The organism is Rhodococcus sp. 5A-K4 (genome assembly GCF_046097995.1).
In the GTDB taxonomy this organism is placed as follows: Bacteria; Actinomycetota; Actinomycetes; order Mycobacteriales; family Mycobacteriaceae; genus Rhodococcus_F; species Rhodococcus_F erythropolis.
Window position 1 is genome coordinate 88,855 of record NZ_JBJURM010000024.1, and the last position, 18,600, is coordinate 107,454.

The window sequence follows — 18,600 nt, forward strand, 5'->3', positions numbered from 1 at the left end:
GATTGATTGAGGTATTTAGGGACTTTATACCTACCGTCGGTTTGTTTCAATAGCTATTTTCAGGCAAACCGTTTGATCGGTCAACCCGCAGTCTTGTGATTGATCGCAATATGGCGGTCGATGCGAATATGTTCGTCCAGCGTCGGGTAGCGCAAACCGGTGTCCTGGCTGTACCCCTGACGGCGCAACCAATCCAGAACATCGCCCCAGAACCAGATCCCCCCGGCGACCGAGTTGTACGGAATCGGGAAGGGAGTGGCCGCCTGCCGGACCCCTCGCACCCATTGTCCGACAGCCTGCCTCGTCACCCCCGCACGGTCGGCAATGTCCTGACGTGACACCAAATCGGGATGCGTCCGCTGGGGACGCACGCCTGCAGCCACCAACTGGTCGACCACGGTGATAGCCGTCGTCGCCGCTCGCATACCTTCCGAGGTGAGCGTCAGCAACTGCAGTCCACGCCGGTCCTCGACCCTTCCGCCCAAGCTCTCTTCGATCGCCTGCTCTTGCGAGACTGTCAGCATCTGAACGATGAATGTGAATTCGTAACGGTGATAGAGGTCTTCGGCCACGCAATGAACATAGCCGTAAGCTGCACTGTTTCCACATGGACACACCCGGATCCCGCCCTCGCACGCACAATGGGCAGATGATCGACGTGGACGACAGTCAGTTCGAGGACATGGTCAAGCGGGCGCTCGACAGTCTGCCCCCGAAGTTGGGAGCGGAGATGGCCAACGTCGCGGTGACCGTACAACTCGAAGGTGGACGACCGGGGCTGCTCGGGTTGTATCAGGGCATCCCACTGACCAAGAGAACCACCACGTACGCCGGCGTCCTCCCCGACCGCATCACGATCTACCGCAGGGCCATCTGTGCGATCTGCAGCACCGAAGACGAGGTGATCGAGCAAGTTCGCCGAACCGTGATCCACGAAATCGGCCACCACTTCGGGATCGGAGATCCCCGGTTGCGTGAACTCGGATGGTGACAACCGACTCATCTACAAGTCGGAAATCAGCTAGAGGTTGATAATCGGCGAATTGTCATGTCAGCTGTACCAAACCCGCAAAAATTGAACACTTACAGGAGTTCGCATGGTCAATTTGATCCAGATCGCCCCGAAGAATGCCCCGACGTTTGCGATGAGCCGACAGAAGGCCGCCGAACTGCTGGGCATCTCGGTCGACAGCGTCGCGTTTCTCCTCAAGTCTCGCTATCTCCCGGATCTGGACGCCGGCCGGTTGATCTCGATGGCCAACCAACCCTGGTTGTACTCGGACGGCGACTTTCCCGTGCTGCAGCAAGGTGCATCCGAACTAGCACCGAAGAAGATGCTCCCCGCCCGTAAGTACATCGGCGAGAGCGCAATTCACTCCGACGCCGAATGCGTGGAAGCCAACCAGGGGCAGTGGGCGGGATTCAACGTCGACCATGTGCTCGGCGCCCGCTTCCTGCCTGTGACGCTGCGCAAGTTTCCGGTGTCGGTGCTGCAGATCCACGACGTCAACGACGATGACGAAGAACGAGTGTCATTTGTAGCGACCCTCGCCGGGCGAGTCCGCGAACTGGGGGCGCCCAAGCTCAACTACATCGACCCGTCACTGAGCCCCGAGGATCGACAGATCGTCGAGACGCTCCTCACCTCACGCAGCACGTCCACCGTTCCGGGACCCTGCGGAAAGCTGAAGCAGCCGAACTCCTGAGCGTCGGAAAGCTTTCGTCAGCGGGGGCGCTGAACGGCCGCGCAGCAGTTCACCGCACACGAGAGACCGTTGGTGGTCGAGCCGAGCAGCGGCTCGACCCCCAATCGCAGTGGCTGCTCGGCGTCGGCCAGCTCCCGAACGAGCGTGGGCACCAGCTGCGCAAAACGCTGATCGCGGCCGGGTGTCGCTGCGCGCACGAAATCCATACCGAGTTCGGCCGCCTTGTCCTTGGCCTCGGTGTCCAGGTCCCACACCACTTCGAGGTGATCGGAGACGAAACCGACAGGACACACGATCACGGCGCGAACGTCCTTGGCGGACAGCGTATCCAGGTGATCACAGATGTCGGGGTCGAGCCACGGAACCTGCGGCGGGCCTGATCGCGACTGCCACACCAGATCAAAATCTTCGACGCCGACGGCCTCGGCAACCAACTTCGCAGCCTCGGCAACCTGTCGGCTGTAGAGGTTTCCGCCCTCTGCCGGCGGCCCTGCATTGCGGTCTGCGGCACTCGGGACCGAATGCGCCGTGAACACCAGGCGCGCGGTATCGCGAGTCGCTTCGGGCAACTCTGCGCGGGCCGCGCGCACACCGTCGGCGAACGCGCCGACGACGAGCGGATGGTCGTAGTACTGGCGAAGTTTTGTCAGCGTCGGTGCGCCGTCACCGACGGCTTCACGGGCACGGACGATGTCCTCGTGGTACTGCCGACACCCCGAGTAACCGCCCCACGCCGACGTGGCGAACACGGCGGCATTGCGGACACCGTCCTCGCGCATCTTGGCGACGGTGTCTTCGACCATCGGGTGCCAGTTGCGGTTGCCGAAGTACACGGGCAGGTCCACGCCGGCTGCTGCCAACTCACCTTCGACCCGTTCGATCAGGTCTCGGTTGAGCGCGTTGATGGGCGAAACTCCACCGAAATGCATGTAGTGCTCGACAACGGCGTCGAGCCGCTCCGGTGGCACTCCCCTACCGCGCGTGACGTTTTCGAGGAACGGTCGTACGTCTTCGGGTTTTTCGGGACCGCCGAACGACAAAACGAGAAGAGCATCGAACTGCATGTCCATACTTGCGGTCATGAGTTCAATCTTGCGTGATGCCGTTCGGCGGGGGTCACCCGGGTACTCACCTGTGTAGTAGAAGGGGTGCTACTAGCCGACCATCGCGTGGAAGCCGCCGTCGACGTAGATGATCGACGCGGTCGTGCCGGGCAACCAATCCGAGAGAACGGTGCAGACCGTTTTGGCGACCGGCTCGCGATCGTCGACGTCCCAGCCGATGGGCGCAGCACCGTCCCATGCGGTGTTCAGCTTGTCCAACTCCGCGCCCGGACCGGTGCTGTCGCCGGCAATGGCCTTGGCGGCCAGGGTCTTGATCGGGCCGGAGGACACCAGGTTCGAGCGGATGCCGCGGACGCCCACCTCTTTGGCCACGTAACGGTTGACGGCCTCGAGGGTTGCCTTGGAGACACCCATCCAGTTGTAGAAGGGCATTGCGCGTGCCGGATCGAAGTCCATTCCGACGATGGACGCGTTGTCGTTGAGCACCGGCAGCAAGGCCTTGGCCAGTGCGCTGTACGAGTATGCGGACACCTCGAGTGCGACCGCCACGTCTTCCCACGGCGCGTCCATGAACGGGCTTCCCAGGCAGGAGCGGGGAGCGAAGCCGATCGAGTGGACCACGCCGTCGATACCCTCGGGAGCCAGCTCGCGCACACGCTCGGCGAGAGATGCGAGATCCTCCGAGCTCTGGACGTTGAGCGAGATTGCCGGCGGCACGGGCTGCGGCAGTCGCTGGGCGATGCGATCGATGAGGCGCAGACGATCGAATCCGGTGATCAGCACCTTCGCACCCTGCTCCTGCGCGACCTTGGCCACGTGGAACGCGATCGACGAATCGGTGATGATGCCGGTGACAAGAATGGTCTTACCCTCGAGCAAACCGCCCATGAGATGTCCTCCTGATTTCAGACGTACGAGAAAGGTGTGTGTGCGAAAAGCGGGTCAGTGCCCCATGCCGAGTCCGCCGTCGACGGGGATGACTGCACCCGAGACGTATGCCGAATCGTCGGAGGCGAGGAAACTGACAACTGCTGCAACATCTTCCGGCTTTCCGGTCCGCTGCAACGGGATGAACTCGGTGGCCTTGTCCTTCACGTCGTCGCCCAGTGCTGCCGTCATGTCGGTCTCGATGAAACCCGGTGCGACGACGTTGGCGGTGATCGAACGCGAGCCGAGTTCCCTTGTCAGGGAACGAGCGATACCGACGATGCCTGCCTTGGACGCGGCGTAGTTGACCTGGCCGGCTTGTCCCGCCAGACCCACCACCGAACCGAGGAAGATGAAGCGTCCGAAACGCGCGCGCAGCATCGACCGGGTCGCACGCTTCGAGAGGCGGAACGTACCGGTGAGGTTCGCGTCGACGACGCTCGTGAACTGCTCTTCGCTCATTCGCATGATCAGTGTGTCGTCGGTGACGCCGGCATTGGCGACGATGACCTCGACCGGCCCCTGGTGCGCTTCGACCTCTTTGAATGCACGGTCGATCGACTCGGTGTCGGTGACGTCGCAAACGACGCCGAACAACCCTTCGGGGACACCGGAACCGCGGTGCGTGACGGCTACCTTGTGGCCGTCTGCGGCGAGCCGCTGAGCGACGGCCAAGCCGATTCCGCGGTTACCGCCGGTGACGAGCACCGAGCGCGGTGTGGTGACGGTCCGTTCGGAAACCACTGTCGTGGGAGGGGTAGACATGGCGATCAACCTATCAATTCTCTGCGGGCCGCGTACCAGCGGTATTTGGACAATTCGGAACTGCTCTCGATCAGGGCAGACGCTGCCTGCGTACCAGGGCAATCGTCAGACCAGCGGTCGCGAACACGACGCCGAGGACCAACCACGGTCGACTCGCATCGCCTCGTGTCGTCTCGAAACCGATCTGCTCTTCGAGCGTGTCGTACACCTGGCGCAGTTCTTCGAGGCTCGATGCCGTGAAGAAACTTCCGCCGGACAGGTTGGCGATCTCCTTCAGTGACGCATCGTCGACCGGGACGGGGATTCGGTCTCCTTCGATCTCGACTCGCCCGTATGTCGTTCCGAAGGAAATGGTCGAGATCGGAACGCCCTTGTCCTTGGCCTGACGGGCAGCGGTGAATCCGCCCCGCGGATCGTCCGAGTTCTCGGGAACGGTCTGCTTACCGTCTGACAGCAACACGATGCGCGCCGGTGGCGCCTGATCGCTGCCGCCGAGAACAGCCGACAGCGTGTCGATCGACTGCAATGAGGTGAAGATCGCTTCGCCCGTCGCCGTCCGCTCACTGAGCTTGAGGTTGTCGATGGCGACCTTCGTCGCGTCACGATTCGTGGTGGGCGACACCAGAACCGAAGCCGTTCCGGCAAATGCGACCAACCCGAGGTTGATGCCGGGAGTCAGACCGTCGGCGAACGACTTCGCAGCTTCCTGCGCTGCTGCCAATCGCGTCGGCTCGACGTCGGTGGCCTGCATCGACAGCGACACGTCGATCACGAGGATCACCGTGGCACGGTTTCGCGGGACCTTCTTGTCTGCCGTCGGACCGGCAAGGGCGACGGTGAAGAACACCAATGCGATGACCATCAGAATCGCCGGAATATGACGCCACCGCCCGGGCCGCGAAGGCGCGACCTTCTCCAGTAGCGCGAAGTTCGTGAACCGAAGTGTGTGCTTGGCCCGCTGCTTCTGCACGAGTACGTAACCGACCACCAACGCGGCGATGACAGCGAGGAACAGCAGCCACCACGGTGCGGTGAATTGAGAAAGACTCACGAACGAACGCCCCCAGTTCCGGCGCCGGCACCATAACTGTGTCGGCGTGCCGAGATGAATCTCACGACGTCGGCGATCCAGTCCCGATCGGTGTGCAGGGACATGAGCGGTGCGCCGCAACGACGTAGAGCTTGCCTGACCTCGACGCGGTGCTCGGCGGCGACTCTGGCGAAGTCGGCGCGCAGTTGCGGCGTCGTGGTGAATTCTCTGGTCCGGCCGGACTCGGGATCGTGGAGCACCACGTCGCCGACGTCCGGAAGTTCGAGGTCGCGCGGATCTACCACCTCGACGCCGAGCACGTCGTGACGTCCCGAAATGGCGCGCAGCGAGCGTTCCCAGTCGATCGGCCCGAGGAAGTCGCTGATGACGACCGCGAGTCCGCGCCGACGCTGTGGGCGTCTGAGCGCTTCGATCGCGCCGACCAGATCACCGCGTACCCCGTCCGGAGCGTGCGGAGTCGTCGCGATCTTGCGGAGCATCGCCTGTGCGTGAATGCGCCCACCACGGGCCGGAATTCGAGTTGTCTGGGCGCCCGTCGAGATGATGGCGCCGACGCGGTTACCGCCCGAGCTGGTCAGGTGAGTGATCGCCGCGGCTGCGGCGACAACCAGGTCGCGCTTCTCGCATCCGGCGGTCCCGAAGTCGAGACTCGCAGACAGGTCGATGACAAGCCACGTCTCGAGCTCACGATCCGCGACCGACTGGCGCACGTGTGGGTGCGTCGTCCGCGCGGTCACGGACCAATCCATCTGCCGCACGTCGTCGCCCGGCTGATACTCGCGGGCGTCACCCGGTTCCGAACCCGGGCCGGGAATCAGGCCGAGGTGATCGCCGTGCAGCACACCGTCGAGGCGACGACGAACCGTCAGCTCGAGGGTGCGCAGCGCAGCGGTGAGTTTGGGATCGCTGAGCTCGCCGGATCGGAACGACGGCGGAGAACCGGTGGATCCGGCGGGTGTCGCCTGGCCACCGTCGCGGCCTTCGGTCACTGCGGGCGACTCATCGTCTCAGCGGTCGCGATCGGCGCGCCGTTTCCCTGTGGATTGACTGTGCCCTGTGGATTCGCGGTGCCCTGTGCGTTGAACTGAGGTGCCTGCGGTGCGCCCTGCTGAGGCGGACCGGGAACGGTGGGAACCGGCCGCGCGGCGATCTGCGGCAGTCCGACGGTCTGCAGCACCCGGGCGATGACGGCGTCGGGAGTCACCTCGTCGGCCATGGCGTCGTAGGAAAGAACGAGGCGGTGGCGCAACACGTCCGGGATCACCTCGATGACGTCTTGCGGCACGACGTAGTCGCGGCCGCGGACGAGAGCGAGAGCCCGCGACGCGGCGATGATGCCGAGCGTCGCGCGGGGTGAGGCGCCGTACGCGATCCAGCCCGCGACGTCCTCGAGTCCGACCTCACGCGGCGTACGCGTAGCGGCGATGACCCTGACCACGTAGTCGACGAGCGCGTGGTGGACGAAGACGTTGCTGGCGACGCGTTGGAGCCGCACCAACTCCTCCGGACCGAGGATCTGGTGCGGCTCCGGGGCTGCCACACCCATCCGGTAGACGATTTCGCGTTCTTCCTCGACAGTCGGGTAGTCGACGAGGATCTTGAACAGGAAGCGGTCGCGCTGCGCCTCGGGGAGCGGATAGACACCCTCGTTCTCGATGGGGTTCTGCGTCGCCATCACCAGGAACGGATCGGGCATGTGGTACCGCTTGCCGCCGATCGAGACGTGGCGTTCTGCCATCACCTCGAGGAGCGCGGACTGCACCTTGGCCGGGGCACGGTTGATCTCGTCGGCCAACACGAAGTTGGCGACGACGGGTCCGAGTTCGGTGTCGAACTCCTCGCGGCCCTGACGGTAGATGCGCGTGCCGATGAGGTCGGTTGGCACCAGGTCGGGGGTGAACTGGACGCGGGAGAACGAACCGCCGACGACCTTCGCGAAAGTCTCGACGGCCAGCGTCTTGGCGACACCGGGTACGCCTTCGAGGAGGACGTGCCCCTTGGCGAGAAGTCCGACGAGAATGCGCTCGACAAGCCGGTCCTGCCCGACGATGACTCGCTTGACCTCGTAGATCGCTCGTTCCAAGGTCTGAACGTCGGCTGCCAGGGAAGGTGCTGCTCCGTCCGCACTTCCGCTCGCCTTGCTTACGTCGACCGTTCCGACCGAATCTTCACGTGAGGTCACCAAGAATCCATCGCTTTCACCTAGAAAAGTACCGACAGTAACGTGTTCCCCGTCAACTATTCCAGGTAGTTGCGCTCGATGCCGTAACACCACGTCGGGAACTTGATAGTTCCCTGACAATGCGGGTGTCAGCGGCATTTCCTCTGACGGTCAGGACACCAGTCGGACGGCGTACGGCGTCATTCCGCCCCAGCGAACCGGGGAGACCATGACACTCGAACCGGATTGTGGTGCCTCGAGCATCTGCCCGTTACCGAGGTAGAGCGCCACGTGCTGGCTGGCGTTGGGGCCGTAGAAGATCATGTCGCCGCGTTTCATCTCCGAAGACGGAACCTGCGTGCCCGCGGTGTACTGATAGCCGGTGTAGTGCGGCAGCGAGATTCCGATGCCGGCGAAGGCGTAAATCATCAAGCCCGAGCAGTCGAACCCGACTTTGTTGAAGTCGCCGTAACTGTCGGCGACGCCGCCGTCACGGATGCCTCGCGTCGGACCGTTTTCGTCGCCTCCGCCCCAGGCGTACTGCACGCCGAGCTGAGACATTCCGCGGTCGATGACGGATTCGATTGCAGCGCTTCCGGTAACGGAAGGCTTCGGCGTGCTGGGCTTCGGCGTCGTCGGCTTGGGGGTGGTGGGCTTGGGCGTCGTGACCGTTTCCTCTTCGGTACCGGTCTCTTCGTCCGTGCCTGTTTCCTCGTCGGTCCCGGTTTCCTCGTCAGTCCAGGTGTCGTCGTCGTCCGGGATGACGGTCGGAGTCGGGTCTTCCACAGCGGTGTGCGGACGCTGAGCCGCTGCCAGTGCTGCAGCTCGATCCTTGGCGGCCTGGTCGGCAGCTGCGCGGGCAGCAGCCTGTGCGGCAGCTTCCTTGGCGGCAGCTTCGAGAGCCTTCTGATGAGCTTCCTCGGCGCGACGCTGCTCGTCCCACGTCGCATACGCCTGGCGTTGGCCCTGCAAACCTGCGACTGCATTGCGGGCGGCGTCGAGCTGAGCCTGAGCGGAGTTCCGCTCGGCTTCGATCGCGGCCTTCTTGGCAACCTGCTGATCGAGAGCGTTGCGCGCGATCTGAATCGCCTGCTCGGCCAGATCCTTCAGTTGTGCCGCGACCTCGGCGGCGGCGTCGGCCTGCTGCTTTGCCTGGCGGGTCGCGGAGTCCTTGTTCGCCTGCTCGGTACGTGCTCGTTGGAGACCGTCAAGCACTGCGCTCTGCGTATTGGCGAGCAGTTTGAGGACCTGCGCGCGGTCGAGGACGTCGCCCGGGCCCTTGGCGTCGAGGAACGACGAGATGGACGCGGTGTTGGTGCCCTTGACGTAGCTCGAGCGTGCGTACTTGTCGAAGTCCGTCTGAGCGACCTCGATCTGCGCCGACGCGTCCTTAAGAGCTTGTTTGGTGACGCCGACGGCCTGCGCTGCGGTGTCTGCGGCGCCGCGAGCGTTCTGCAGATCCACGAGCGTCTTGTTGACGTCTTCACGCTTGATCGCAACTTCGTTGTCGAGTGCCGACAACTGTTCGTTGGCCGATGCGACTTGATTGATGAGCGCGCTGACGGTGCCGACGCTCGACGAGACCTGCGAATCGGCCGCAGCGATGTCCGAGTCACTCGGATTCGGCGGCGGCGGTGGTACGGCCGAGGACATGGCGGGCGTACCGACGATCAGGGACCCGACAATGCCGAATCCGATGACCAGTTGCGCCAGGCGCATCGACTTACGGGAAGGACCACGACGGGACTCGCCGCCACGTGTTACTTGCCTCACAAATAACTCTCCCTCGCGTGTAACGCCACGGCCCGCTGGGTCGCCGATCCGTGCGGGGAGGGAATGCGCAGACCAAGCACCGGTCGCCCACAGCCCGAGAGCTGCTCGTCGACCTGGACGTGCCGTACGAACGCCACCGTCGACACCTCGAGAACAAGGCAACCGACAAGTACGCGTCGAACAACATCAGCCTGTCTGCGACACTTCTTCCCCAAAAAGTGCCAGTTGTACCGTACGACACTCAAGCGTTCTTTGGAAACTTTAGCCACAAATAACACAAACGGTATTTGAGCTGGTCGAATGGCATGCAGGTACCGAAAAGGGCAGGTACTCACCGCAAACAGCGGTGAGTACCTGTTTTCGACGAGTTACTGAAAATCTCGCAAAAGGACCAAGGTCAGACGGAATCGGCCCGGTGGTCGGAAGATGTCGCCGTTTCTGAAGTCGAAGCGATATGTCTGGTTTGCGCGTTTTCCGGCTCTCGCCGCCACTTGACGGCAAAGGTAATTCCGGCAATAACCGCAACCAGTGCGATGACAAGGACCGTGTAAAGCGTCCACGGCGGACCCGGCGCCACGATCTCGTGCGAGAAGCGGTCCGCGGTCACGCTCGCGCTTTCTCCGAAAGATCGGTCCTGCGCGGTTTCGAGCTGCACGCGACTGATCGAGTCGCTGTAGCTACCCATCCAGTCTGGGCTCAGAACGAGAACCGTGCCGCCTTCGGTTTTGCCGACCGTCGTGGCCAGGTCGCGAAGATCGGACGGCCGGCCCGGATTTGCGTCGACCACTACGACGCTCAAGTCGACACCACGTTCACGGGCGTCGGTCACCACCGCAGTCAGCCCCACAACATCGGACTCCGGGGCGGAGACGCCGTCCGTCGAAAGGTCCGCGAGCACGTCGTCGAGATCGACATCCGACGGAACAGCGACGTGCAACGGGGACTTCACGTGCACAGGCGCAAAAGCGTGATTGGTAGGAGCAGACATCTCTCATCCGGGTGCTGTTCGGATTCCGTCCACCGCTGAGATGCGGGGAGTTCTTCCGAGGTCGTTTTTCGGCGGCCGACCCGCGACGGGCCTGCATGCAGCCTACTTCAGGTCGACTGCCACCAGGCGTCACACGCAACCGCCGCGCGTGCCGCCCGAGCGGTAACTGTGGGTGTGGTCACCCAGCCAAGCCTGCGTTGCGCAGGCCCGCAGTCTGCATGAAGATTGTTTCGGTCAACTTGCCCTGAATTCTCACAGGACAAGCGTACTGTTAGACTTGGACCAAGAGGTACCACCGGTCAGGACAGGTTCTACTGCAGCTCCGATGTTCGGACAGTTCTCACGCGAACTGTGCGATTGGCGTGAGCTACGGAGGGTCTTCCCGGCCGAAGTACCTCGCTTCAGCTGCCGACACAGCCCCGTCGGTAGCGACCCTCATAGACGAGTGGAGCAGACGTGAGCACCAGTATCGATTCATTCGGAGCCAAGGGAACCCTCGAGGTCGGTGAGAACTCTTACGAGATCTTCCGCCTCTCGGCCGTCCCCGGCACCGAGAAATTGCCCTATTCCTTGAAGGTTCTCGCCGAGAACCTTCTCCGCACCGAAGACGGTGCCAACATCACCGCGGATCACATCCGCGCAATCGCGAGCTGGGATCCCTCAGCCGAGCCGAGCATCGAAATCCAGTTCACGCCTGCCCGCGTGATCATGCAGGACTTCACCGGTGTTCCTTGCATCGTCGACCTCGCCACCATGCGTGAGGCCGTCACCACCCTCGGCGGCGACCCGAACAAGGTCAACCCGCTCTCCCCCGCCGACATGGTCATCGACCACTCGGTCATCCTCGACGTCTTCGGCCAGGCCGACGCACTCGAGCGCAACGTCGACCTCGAATACGAGCGCAACGGCGAGCGTTACCAGTTCCTCCGTTGGGGCCAGGGCGCATTCGACGACTTCAAGGTCGTCCCCCCGGGAATGGGCATCGTTCACCAGGTCAACATCGAATACCTGGCGCCCACCGTCATGTCCCGTAACGGACAGGCATACCCCGACACCTGTGTCGGCACCGACTCGCACACCACGATGGTCAACGGCCTCGGCGTGCTCGGCTGGGGCGTCGGCGGCATCGAGGCCGAGGCAGCAATGCTCGGCCAGCCCGTCTCCATGCTGATCCCCCGCGTTGTCGGCTTCAAGCTCTCCGGTGAGATCAAGCCCGGCGTCACCGCAACCGACGTCGTGCTCACCGCCACCGAGATGCTCCGTAAGCACGGCGTCGTCGGCAAGTTCGTCGAGTTCTACGGCAACGGTGTTGCCGAGGTTCCGCTCGCGAACCGCGCAACGCTGGGCAACATGAGCCCCGAATTCGGTTCCACCGCAGCGATCTTCCCGATCGACGCCGAGACCATCGAGTACCTGCGCCTCACCGGCCGCAGCGACGAGCAGCTCGCTCTCGTCGAGGCGTACGCCAAGGAACAGGGCCTGTGGCACAACCCTGACAAGGAACCCGTCTTCTCGGAGTACATCGAGCTGGATCTGGGAACCGTTGTTCCCTCGATCGCCGGCCCGAAGCGCCCGCAGGACCGAATCCTGTTGTCGGAGTCCAAGACTGCGTTCCGCAAGGACATCCACAACTACGTGGAAGAGAACTACCCGACCGAGCACACCCAGCTCGACGAGGCCGTCGAGGAGTCCTTCCCGGCTTCCGATCCCGCGGTTCTGTCGTTTGCCGACGACGGAGCGGTCGACGTTCTCTCTGCTGCCAACGGTGCAGAAGGCCGTCCGAGCAAGCCGGTCGTCGTCAAGTCCGACGCCGGTGAGTTCGTTCTCGACCACGGCGCCGTCGTTGTTGCAGGTATCACCTCCTGCACCAACACGTCCAACCCGTCGGTCATGCTCGGTGCTGCACTGCTCGCACGCAACGCCGTCGAAAAGGGCCTCGCCACCAAGCCGTGGGTCAAGACCAACATGGCTCCCGGTTCGCAGGTCGTCACCGATTACTACGAGAAGGCCGGCCTGTGGCCGTACCTCGAGAAGCTCGGTTACTACCTCGGCGGTTACGGCTGCACCACGTGCATCGGTAACACCGGACCCCTGCCCGAGGCAGTCTCGAAGGCCATCAACGACAACGACCTCTCGGTCACCGCGGTGCTCTCGGGTAACCGTAACTTCGAGGGACGTATCTCCCCCGACGTCAAGATGAACTACCTGGCTTCCCCGCCGCTCGTGATTGCATACGGCCTCGCCGGAACCATGGACTTCGACTTCGAGACCGATTCGCTCGGTAACGACACCGACGGAAACCCCGTCTACCTCAAGGACATCTGGCCGTCCACGCAGGAAATCGAAGAGACGATCAAGTCCTCGATCGACCAGGACATGTTCCGCAAGTCGTACGCAACCATCTTTGCGGGCGACAGCCGCTGGCAGAACCTCGAAACCCCGAAGGGTGACACCTTCGAGTGGGACGTGAACTCCACCTACGTGCGGAAGCCACCTTACTTCGACGGCATGACGATGGATCCGGCTCCGGTCAAGGACATCAAGGGCGCTCGCGTCCTCGCACTGCTCGGCGACTCGGTCACCACCGACCACATCAGCCCGGCAGGTCCGATCAAGGTCGGTACCCCCGCTGCGCAGTACCTCGACTCCCACGGCGTCGAGCGTGCGGATTACAACTCCCTCGGCTCGCGTCGCGGTAACCACGAGGTCATGATTCGCGGAACGTTCGCGAACATCCGTCTGCGTAACCAGCTCCTCGACGACGTCTCCGGTGGTTACACCCGCGACTTCACGCAGGAAGGCGCACCGCAGGCATTCATCTACGACGCGTCGCAGAATTACCAGGCAGCCGGCATCCCGCTGGTCGTCCTGGGCGGCAAGGAGTACGGCTCCGGATCCTCGCGTGACTGGGCAGCCAAGGGCACCAGCCTGCTCGGCGTCAAGGCCGTCATCACCGAGTCGTTCGAGCGCATCCACCGCTCCAACCTCATCGGCATGGGCGTTGTCCCGCTGCAGTTCCCGGTCGGCGAGTCCGCAGGTTCGCTCAAGCTCGACGGCACCGAGACCTTCGACATCGAAGGCGTCGAGAAGCTCAACGAGGGCGTCACCCCGAAGACCATGAAGGTCACGGCGACGCGCGAGAACGGCGAGAAGGTCGTGTTCGACGCAGTCGTACGCATCGATACCCCCGGCGAAGCGGATTACTACCGCAACGGTGGCATCCTGCAGTACGTGCTTCGCAACATGATCCGGGGCTAGTCAACCGAGCCCTGCTCTAACCCACGTGGCGGACTCAGCGAGGTGCTGAGTCCGCCACGTGCGTTCAGAGCACAAAGAAAGCGCGAGACGAGGACAACAACGTGCCCAAGGTCAGTGAAGACCATCTCGCGGCACGGCGCAGTCAGATCCTTGACGGCGCCCGCCGCTGCTTTGCGGAATACGGCTACGACGGCGCCACAGTTCGCCGTCTCGAAGAAGTCACCGGTTTGTCCCGAGGAGCGATCTTTCATCACTTCAAGGACAAGGACGGCCTGTTCCTCGCTCTCGCAAGCGAGGATGCGAGCCGGATGGCAGATGTCGTCGCCGAAGAGGGACTCGTCCAGGTCATGCGGGACATGCTCGCGCAGCCCGATCAATTCGATTGGCTGGGAACGCGACTGGAGATAGCGCGTCGACTGCGCAATGACGCCGACTTCCGCGAGAAGTGGTCACAGCGCTCCGTAGAACTGACGGAAGCGACCAGTGCGCGCCTCGCCAGACAGAAATCGGCCGGGCGGCTCCGTGACGACGTTCCCACCGAGATTCTGATCGGGTATCTGGATCTGGTGATGGACGGCCTGGTCGCGAGAATCGCCTCCGGCCACGGCGTCGACAACCTGTCAGCGGTTCTCGATCTGGTCGAGGAATCGGTGCGGCGGCGAGATTGAGGGGCTTCGCCCCTGTGCGCCTTTTTGGTAGTTCCCACTACCAAAAAGGCGCACAGGGGACTAGGCGAGCTGGATCAGCTCGAGGTATTCCTGCGACCAGTGGTCCTCGTTGCCGTCGGGCAGGAGGATGACCCGCTCGGGGTTGAGTGCCTCGGCAGCGCCCGGATCGTGGGTGACCAGGACGACGGCACCGGTGTAGCTGCGGAGCGCGTCGAGCACCTGCTCGCGTGAGATCGGGTCCAGGTTGTTGGTGGGCTCGTCGAGAAGCAGAACATTGGCAGCGGACGACACCAGACCGGCCAGAGCCAGACGCGTCTTTTCACCACCCGAGAGCGTTCCGGCCGGCTGTTCGAGCTGTGGGCCGGTGAACATGAAGGCACCGAGCAGAGAACGCAGCTCCTGCTCCCCTGTATCCGGCGCAGCGTGGCGGATGTTCTCCCACACGGACGCGTCGTCGTCGAGGGTGTCGTGCTCCTGAGCGAAGTAGCCGACCTTGAGTCCGTGACCGGCGATCAGCTCACCCGCGTCCGCCTTCTCCGCGCCCGCGAGGATGCGGAGCAGTGTGGTCTTACCTGCACCGTTGAGTCCGAGGATAACCACACGAGACCCACGATCGATCGCGAGATCGACACCGGTGAAGATCTCGAGCGAGCCGTACACCTTGGTGAGGTTCTTGCCCATCAGCGGAGTCTTGCCACAAGCGGCGGGCTCGGGGAAACGAATCCGCGCAACCTTGTCCGAGACACGTTCGGCATCGAGGTTCGCCATCAACTTGTCGGCTCGCTTGGCCATGTTCTGAGCCGCGACGGCCTTGGTTGCCTTTGCACCCATCTTCGCTGCCTGAATCCGCAGCGCACCGGCCTTCTTCTCGGCGTTCGCGCGCTCGCGGCGACGACGCTGCTCGTCCGTGGCACGAGCGTCGAGGTACTTCTTCCAGTTCATGTTGTAGACGTCGGCCTCACCGCGGACGGCATCGAGGAACCACACACGGTTGACGACGTCGTTGAGCAGGTCGACGTCGTGACTGATGACCACCAGTCCGCCCTCGTGATTCTGGAGGAATCCACGCAGCCAAGTGATGGAGTCGGCGTCGAGGTGGTTGGTGGGCTCGTCGAGCAGCAGAGTCGTGTCCGAGCGAGCACCGCTGCCGTCGGAGGCGGCAAAGAGGATTCGCGCCAATTCGACACGACGACGCTGACCGCCGGACAGCGTGCTGAGCGGCTGCCCGAGAATGCGGTCTTCGAGGCCGAGGCTGCTGGTGATACGTGCAGCTTCGCTCTCGGCTTCGTAGCCGCCGAGGGCCGAGAATCGATCCTCGAGCTGGCCGTACTTCTTGACCGCGCGGTCCTGAGATTCCTGATCGAGCACCTCGCCCATCAGGATCTGCTGCTTCTCCATCTCGCGGAGCATCGTGTCGAGGCCGCGGGCAGAGAGAACCCGGTCCTTGGCGAGGATGCTCAGGTCGCCCTCTTTGGGGTCCTGCGGGAGGTATCCGAGTTCACCGGTGCGTACGACGCTTCCCGCATATGCCTCACCTTCACCGGCGAGGATGCGCAGAGTGGTCGTCTTTCCGGCACCGTTACGTCCGACGAGTCCGATCCGGTCGCCCGGCTGGATGCGCAGCGAAGGCCCGGGAGCTGTGAGAAGGGTGCGGACACCGGCACGAACTTCGAGGTCAGTGGCGGTAATCAAGCAAACTCCTCAGGAAAAACGACGAATACGGGTAAACAATGCCTGACTACAGACACAAGAACTATCGATTTTACCGTGACCTGACGGTCGTTCCGACCAGGAGCGTGTGAGTCCGCTAACGTTCGGGACATGACTAGCGAAAACAGCACTCGTCCTCGCGACCTCGAAGGCCGCGCCGCCATCGTCACCGGCGCAAGTCGCGGAATCGGCAAAGCTGTCGCCGCCGAACTCCTCGCTCGCGGCGCCGACGTCTTGATCACAGCCCGCAAGCCGGAGCCCCTCGAGGCTGCTGCATCCGAACTGTCCAATCTGGGGCACGGCGGCAAGGTCGTCGCATTCGCGGGCAACGCAGCCGATGCCGAGGCCCGATCCGGTGCCGTCGACCGCGCCGTCGCCGAGTTCGGTTCGCTCGACATTCTGGTCAACAACACCGGAATCAATCCCGTCTTCGGTTCGCTCATGGAGGCGGACCTCGACGCCGTGCGCAAGATCTTCGACGTGAACGTGGTTGCCGCCCTCGGTTACGTCCAACAAGCACATCGGGCGTGGATGGGCGAACACGGTGGAGCCGTCGTCAACCTGGCAAGTGTGGCCGGGATCCGGTCGACGGGCGTCATCGCGGCGTACGGCGCGTCGAAGGCTGCGCTCATCCGGTTGACGGAAGAACTGGCCTGGCAACTGGGACCGAAGATTCGTGTGAATGCCGTAGCACCCGGGATCGTCAAGACGCAGTTCGCGGCAGCCCTGGTCGCTGCCGGCGAGGACAAGGCGTCGGCGGGCTACCCGATGAAGCGGCTCGGCACCCCCGAGGACGTTGCCGGCTTGGTCGGCTTCCTCGTCTCCGACGCGGCGGCATGGATCACCGGCGAAACGGTCCGGGTCGACGGCGGTCTGCTCGCAACGGGATCGATGTAGTGCGCCGATCATGAGCACACTCGACTCCTCCGCCGACGTGGTGATCGTGGGCGGAGGGCCGGCGGGGCGGGCACTCGCGACGCGCTGTATCGCCCGGCAACTCACCGTTGTCGTTGTCGATCCGAATCCTCATCGGGTGTGGACGCCGACGTACTCGGCGTGGGCAGACGAGCTGCCGTCGTGGCTGCCGGACGAGGTGATCGCGAGCCGAATCGAACGCCCGAGCGTGTGGACCAGCGGGCAGAAAACGCTTGATCGCATCTATTGCGTATTGAATACACCTTTACTGCAATCATTTCTCTCCGACACATCCACAAAGGTCAGAGGCTTACGCGCTCAAACACTGTCCACCACCACCGTCGTGTGCGTGGACGGATCGCAGCTGACGGGATCCGTCGTCGTCGACGCCCGAGGCACCGATCTGGCAGTGACAACCGCGCAGCAGACGGCCTTCGGAATGATCGTGGACCGAGCTCTGGCCGATCCGATTCTGGGCGGCAGCGAGGCCTGGTTCATGGACTGGCGAACAGACAACGGCACCTCCGACGCCGACACTCCGTCGTTTCTCTACGCGGTCCCGCTCGACAACGAGCGAGTCCTCCTCGAGGAGACCTGCCTCGTCGGCCGGCCGGCGTTGGGGTTGCGCGAACTCGAAACACGTCTGCGCACCCGACTTCACAATCGGGGCTGCGAAGTCCCCGACGACGCGCCGGTCGAGCGAGTCCGTTTTGCGGTCGAAGGCCCGAGGGACTCGTCCCCGGACGCTGTCCTCCGGTTCGGCGGGCGAGGCGGTCTGATGCATCCGGGAACCGGATACAGCGTTGCCTCCTCACTCGCCGAGGCCGACACTGTCGCGAAAGCAATCGCCGACGGTGACGATCCGAACGTGGCACTCTGGCCTCGCTCGGCCAAGGCGGTATCCGCTCTCCGCCGCGTTGGTCTGAACGCACTTCTCACCCTCGACTCGGGCGAAGTCACCACATTCTTCGACAAGTTCTTCGATCTACCGGTCGAGGCTCAGCGGTCATACCTTTCCGATCGGCGGGACGCGGCCGCGACGGCGAAGGTGATGGCAACACTGTTCCGATCGTCACCGTGGCACGTGAGAAAGACGTTGATGCGCGCGCCGTTTCTCCGGTGACTAGATCCGCACCGACTAGATCCGCACCGACTACTGCGCTGCCATCGAGCTGGCGATCATCGGCCACGAATTGTGGAGGTCGTCCTGCCAGTAACCCCACGAGTGGGTTCCGGTTGGCTTGAAGTCGAAGGTCGCGGGGATGCCCAGTGCGTTCAGTCGGTCCGCCAATCCGTGTGTGCACCCGTTGACCGCGGATTCGATGATGCCGCCGACGATGATCTGATTCAGGAGTGCTCCGGGATTTCCGTTCACATCGGGCGCCTGAAGGTTGTCGTGCGGACCTGGCAGCCCGGATCCGGTGGAGACGTACAGTTCGGTCCCCCGCAACTTCTCCGCGTTCACGACGGGATCGTTCTCGCGCCATCCCGGACCGTCGAACGGTCCCCACATGTTTGTCGGATCAGCGCCACCCCGCGCACCGACCACCAGTCGCACGTAGTCCTGACCCGGCTGGGTGGAAGTCTCCGCGCACCCGCTGTAGGCCCCGACAC

Annotated in this window: 17 protein-coding genes; 6 read left to right on the forward strand and 11 right to left on the reverse strand. The window is 63.4% G+C overall.

Features of this window, described 5'->3' with window-relative positions:
* Window positions 1-80 precede the first annotated feature (80 nt).
* Window positions 81-572, reverse strand: coding sequence for a hypothetical protein (locus ACKAMS_RS25885; RefSeq protein ID WP_020907745.1), 492 nt, complete (start codon window positions 570-572; stop codon window positions 81-83).
* A gap of 77 nt (window positions 573-649) precedes the next feature.
* On the opposite strand from ACKAMS_RS25885, the gene ACKAMS_RS25890 reads away from it, so the two are divergent.
* Together ACKAMS_RS25890 and ACKAMS_RS25895 are read left to right on the forward strand one after the other, a co-directional pair.
* Window positions 650-991 (forward strand): metallopeptidase family protein, encoded by a 342-nt coding sequence (locus ACKAMS_RS25890; RefSeq protein ID WP_003944783.1) that lies wholly within the window; start codon window positions 650-652, stop codon window positions 989-991.
* 106 nt (window positions 992-1,097) lie between these two features.
* Entirely contained in the window at window positions 1,098-1,706 is a 609-nt protein-coding gene (locus ACKAMS_RS25895) for a hypothetical protein (RefSeq protein ID WP_020907744.1), read from the forward strand.
* Window positions 1,707-1,723: 17 nt separating this feature from the next.
* Here ACKAMS_RS25895 and ACKAMS_RS25900 read toward each other — a convergent pair whose 3' ends face one another.
* The 8 genes from ACKAMS_RS25900 to ACKAMS_RS25935 form a co-directional block, all read right to left on the reverse strand.
* Window positions 1,724-2,776 (reverse strand): ferrochelatase, encoded by a 1,053-nt coding sequence (locus tag ACKAMS_RS25900; protein ID WP_021344248.1) that lies wholly within the window; start codon window positions 2,774-2,776, stop codon window positions 1,724-1,726.
* An 84-nt stretch (window positions 2,777-2,860) separates the two neighbouring features.
* Window positions 2,861-3,658: an NADH-dependent enoyl-ACP reductase InhA gene (inhA, locus tag ACKAMS_RS25905; protein WP_003944803.1), complete on the reverse strand. Its 798-nt coding sequence runs from the start codon at window positions 3,656-3,658 to the stop codon at window positions 2,861-2,863.
* 54 nt (window positions 3,659-3,712) lie between these two features.
* Window positions 3,713-4,462 carry a 3-oxoacyl-ACP reductase FabG1 gene (gene fabG1 / locus ACKAMS_RS25910; RefSeq protein WP_007727875.1) on the reverse strand — a complete coding sequence of 250 codons (750 nt, stop codon included), beginning with the start codon at window positions 4,460-4,462 and terminating at the stop codon, window positions 3,713-3,715.
* 70 nt (window positions 4,463-4,532) lie between these two features.
* Window positions 4,533-5,513, reverse strand: a complete 981-nt coding sequence (locus tag ACKAMS_RS25915; RefSeq protein ID WP_003944878.1) for a VWA domain-containing protein — start codon at window positions 5,511-5,513, stop codon at window positions 4,533-4,535.
* Window positions 5,510-6,502, reverse strand: a complete 993-nt coding sequence (locus ACKAMS_RS25920; RefSeq protein ID WP_003944991.1) for a DUF58 domain-containing protein — start codon at window positions 6,500-6,502, stop codon at window positions 5,510-5,512. The genes ACKAMS_RS25915 and ACKAMS_RS25920 overlap by 4 nt, the downstream gene beginning before the upstream one ends.
* Window positions 6,499-7,695 carry a MoxR family ATPase gene (locus ACKAMS_RS25925; protein WP_019748425.1) on the reverse strand — a complete coding sequence of 399 codons (1,197 nt, stop codon included), beginning with the start codon at window positions 7,693-7,695 and terminating at the stop codon, window positions 6,499-6,501. Before ACKAMS_RS25925 ends, ACKAMS_RS25920 begins: the two co-directional genes overlap by 4 nt.
* Window positions 7,696-7,845: 150 nt before the next feature.
* The gene (locus ACKAMS_RS25930) at window positions 7,846-9,393 is read right to left on the reverse strand and encodes an NlpC/P60 family protein (protein ID WP_030245593.1); all 1,548 of its coding nucleotides are present in this window, start codon (window positions 9,391-9,393) and stop codon (window positions 7,846-7,848) included.
* 451 nt (window positions 9,394-9,844) lie between these two features.
* Complete coding sequence (locus ACKAMS_RS25935; protein ID WP_020969605.1) at window positions 9,845-10,435, reverse strand: DUF6676 family protein; 591 nt, start codon at window positions 10,433-10,435, stop codon at window positions 9,845-9,847.
* Between the two features lie 456 nt (window positions 10,436-10,891).
* Here ACKAMS_RS25935 and acnA point away from each other — a divergent pair, with 456 nt between their 5' ends.
* Window positions 10,892-13,693, forward strand: coding sequence for an aconitate hydratase AcnA (gene acnA, locus ACKAMS_RS25940; RefSeq protein ID WP_019748421.1), 2,802 nt, complete (start codon window positions 10,892-10,894; stop codon window positions 13,691-13,693).
* A 101-nt stretch (window positions 13,694-13,794) separates the two neighbouring features.
* The gene (locus ACKAMS_RS25945) at window positions 13,795-14,361 is read left to right on the forward strand and encodes a TetR/AcrR family transcriptional regulator (RefSeq protein ID WP_003944970.1); all 567 of its coding nucleotides are present in this window, start codon (window positions 13,795-13,797) and stop codon (window positions 14,359-14,361) included.
* Window positions 14,362-14,421: 60 nt separating this feature from the next.
* Here ACKAMS_RS25945 and ACKAMS_RS25950 read toward each other — a convergent pair whose 3' ends face one another.
* Complete coding sequence (locus tag ACKAMS_RS25950) at window positions 14,422-16,053, reverse strand: ABC-F family ATP-binding cassette domain-containing protein (protein WP_020907739.1); 1,632 nt, start codon at window positions 16,051-16,053, stop codon at window positions 14,422-14,424.
* A gap of 129 nt (window positions 16,054-16,182) precedes the next feature.
* On the opposite strand from ACKAMS_RS25950, the gene ACKAMS_RS25955 reads away from it, so the two are divergent.
* Complete coding sequence (locus ACKAMS_RS25955; protein WP_408989771.1) at window positions 16,183-16,968, forward strand: SDR family oxidoreductase; 786 nt, start codon at window positions 16,183-16,185, stop codon at window positions 16,966-16,968.
* A 10-nt stretch (window positions 16,969-16,978) separates the two neighbouring features.
* Window positions 16,979-18,109: a lycopene cyclase family protein gene (locus tag ACKAMS_RS25960; RefSeq protein ID WP_408989772.1), complete on the forward strand. Its 1,131-nt coding sequence runs from the start codon at window positions 16,979-16,981 to the stop codon at window positions 18,107-18,109.
* 30 nt (window positions 18,110-18,139) lie between these two features.
* Here the strand turns inward: ACKAMS_RS25960 and ACKAMS_RS25965 are convergent.
* Window positions 18,140-18,600: alpha/beta hydrolase-fold protein (locus ACKAMS_RS25965; RefSeq protein ID WP_408989773.1), on the reverse strand; the 461-nt coding region annotated here is incomplete at its 5' end.

Coding starts and splice junctions, on each gene's coding strand:
- ACKAMS_RS25890 (WP_003944783.1), top strand. CDS start 650: ATGATCGACGTGGACGACAGTCAGTTCGAGGACATGGTCAAGCGGGCG.
- ACKAMS_RS25895 (WP_020907744.1), top strand. CDS start 1,098: ATGGTCAATTTGATCCAGATCGCCCCGAAGAATGCCCCGACGTTTGCG.
- ACKAMS_RS25900 (WP_021344248.1), bottom strand. CDS start 2,776: ATGGACATGCAGTTCGATGCTCTTCTCGTTTTGTCGTTCGGCGGTCCC.
- inhA (WP_003944803.1), bottom strand. CDS start 3,658: ATGGGCGGTTTGCTCGAGGGTAAGACCATTCTTGTCACCGGCATCATC.
- fabG1 (WP_007727875.1), bottom strand. CDS start 4,462: ATGTCTACCCCTCCCACGACAGTGGTTTCCGAACGGACCGTCACCACA.
- ACKAMS_RS25930 (WP_030245593.1), bottom strand. CDS start 9,393: ATGCGCCTGGCGCAACTGGTCATCGGATTCGGCATTGTCGGGTCCCTG.
- ACKAMS_RS25935 (WP_020969605.1), bottom strand. CDS start 10,435: ATGTCTGCTCCTACCAATCACGCTTTTGCGCCTGTGCACGTGAAGTCC.
- ACKAMS_RS25955 (WP_408989771.1), top strand. CDS start 16,183: ATGACTAGCGAAAACAGCACTCGTCCTCGCGACCTCGAAGGCCGCGCC.
- ACKAMS_RS25960 (WP_408989772.1), top strand. CDS start 16,979: ATGAGCACACTCGACTCCTCCGCCGACGTGGTGATCGTGGGCGGAGGG.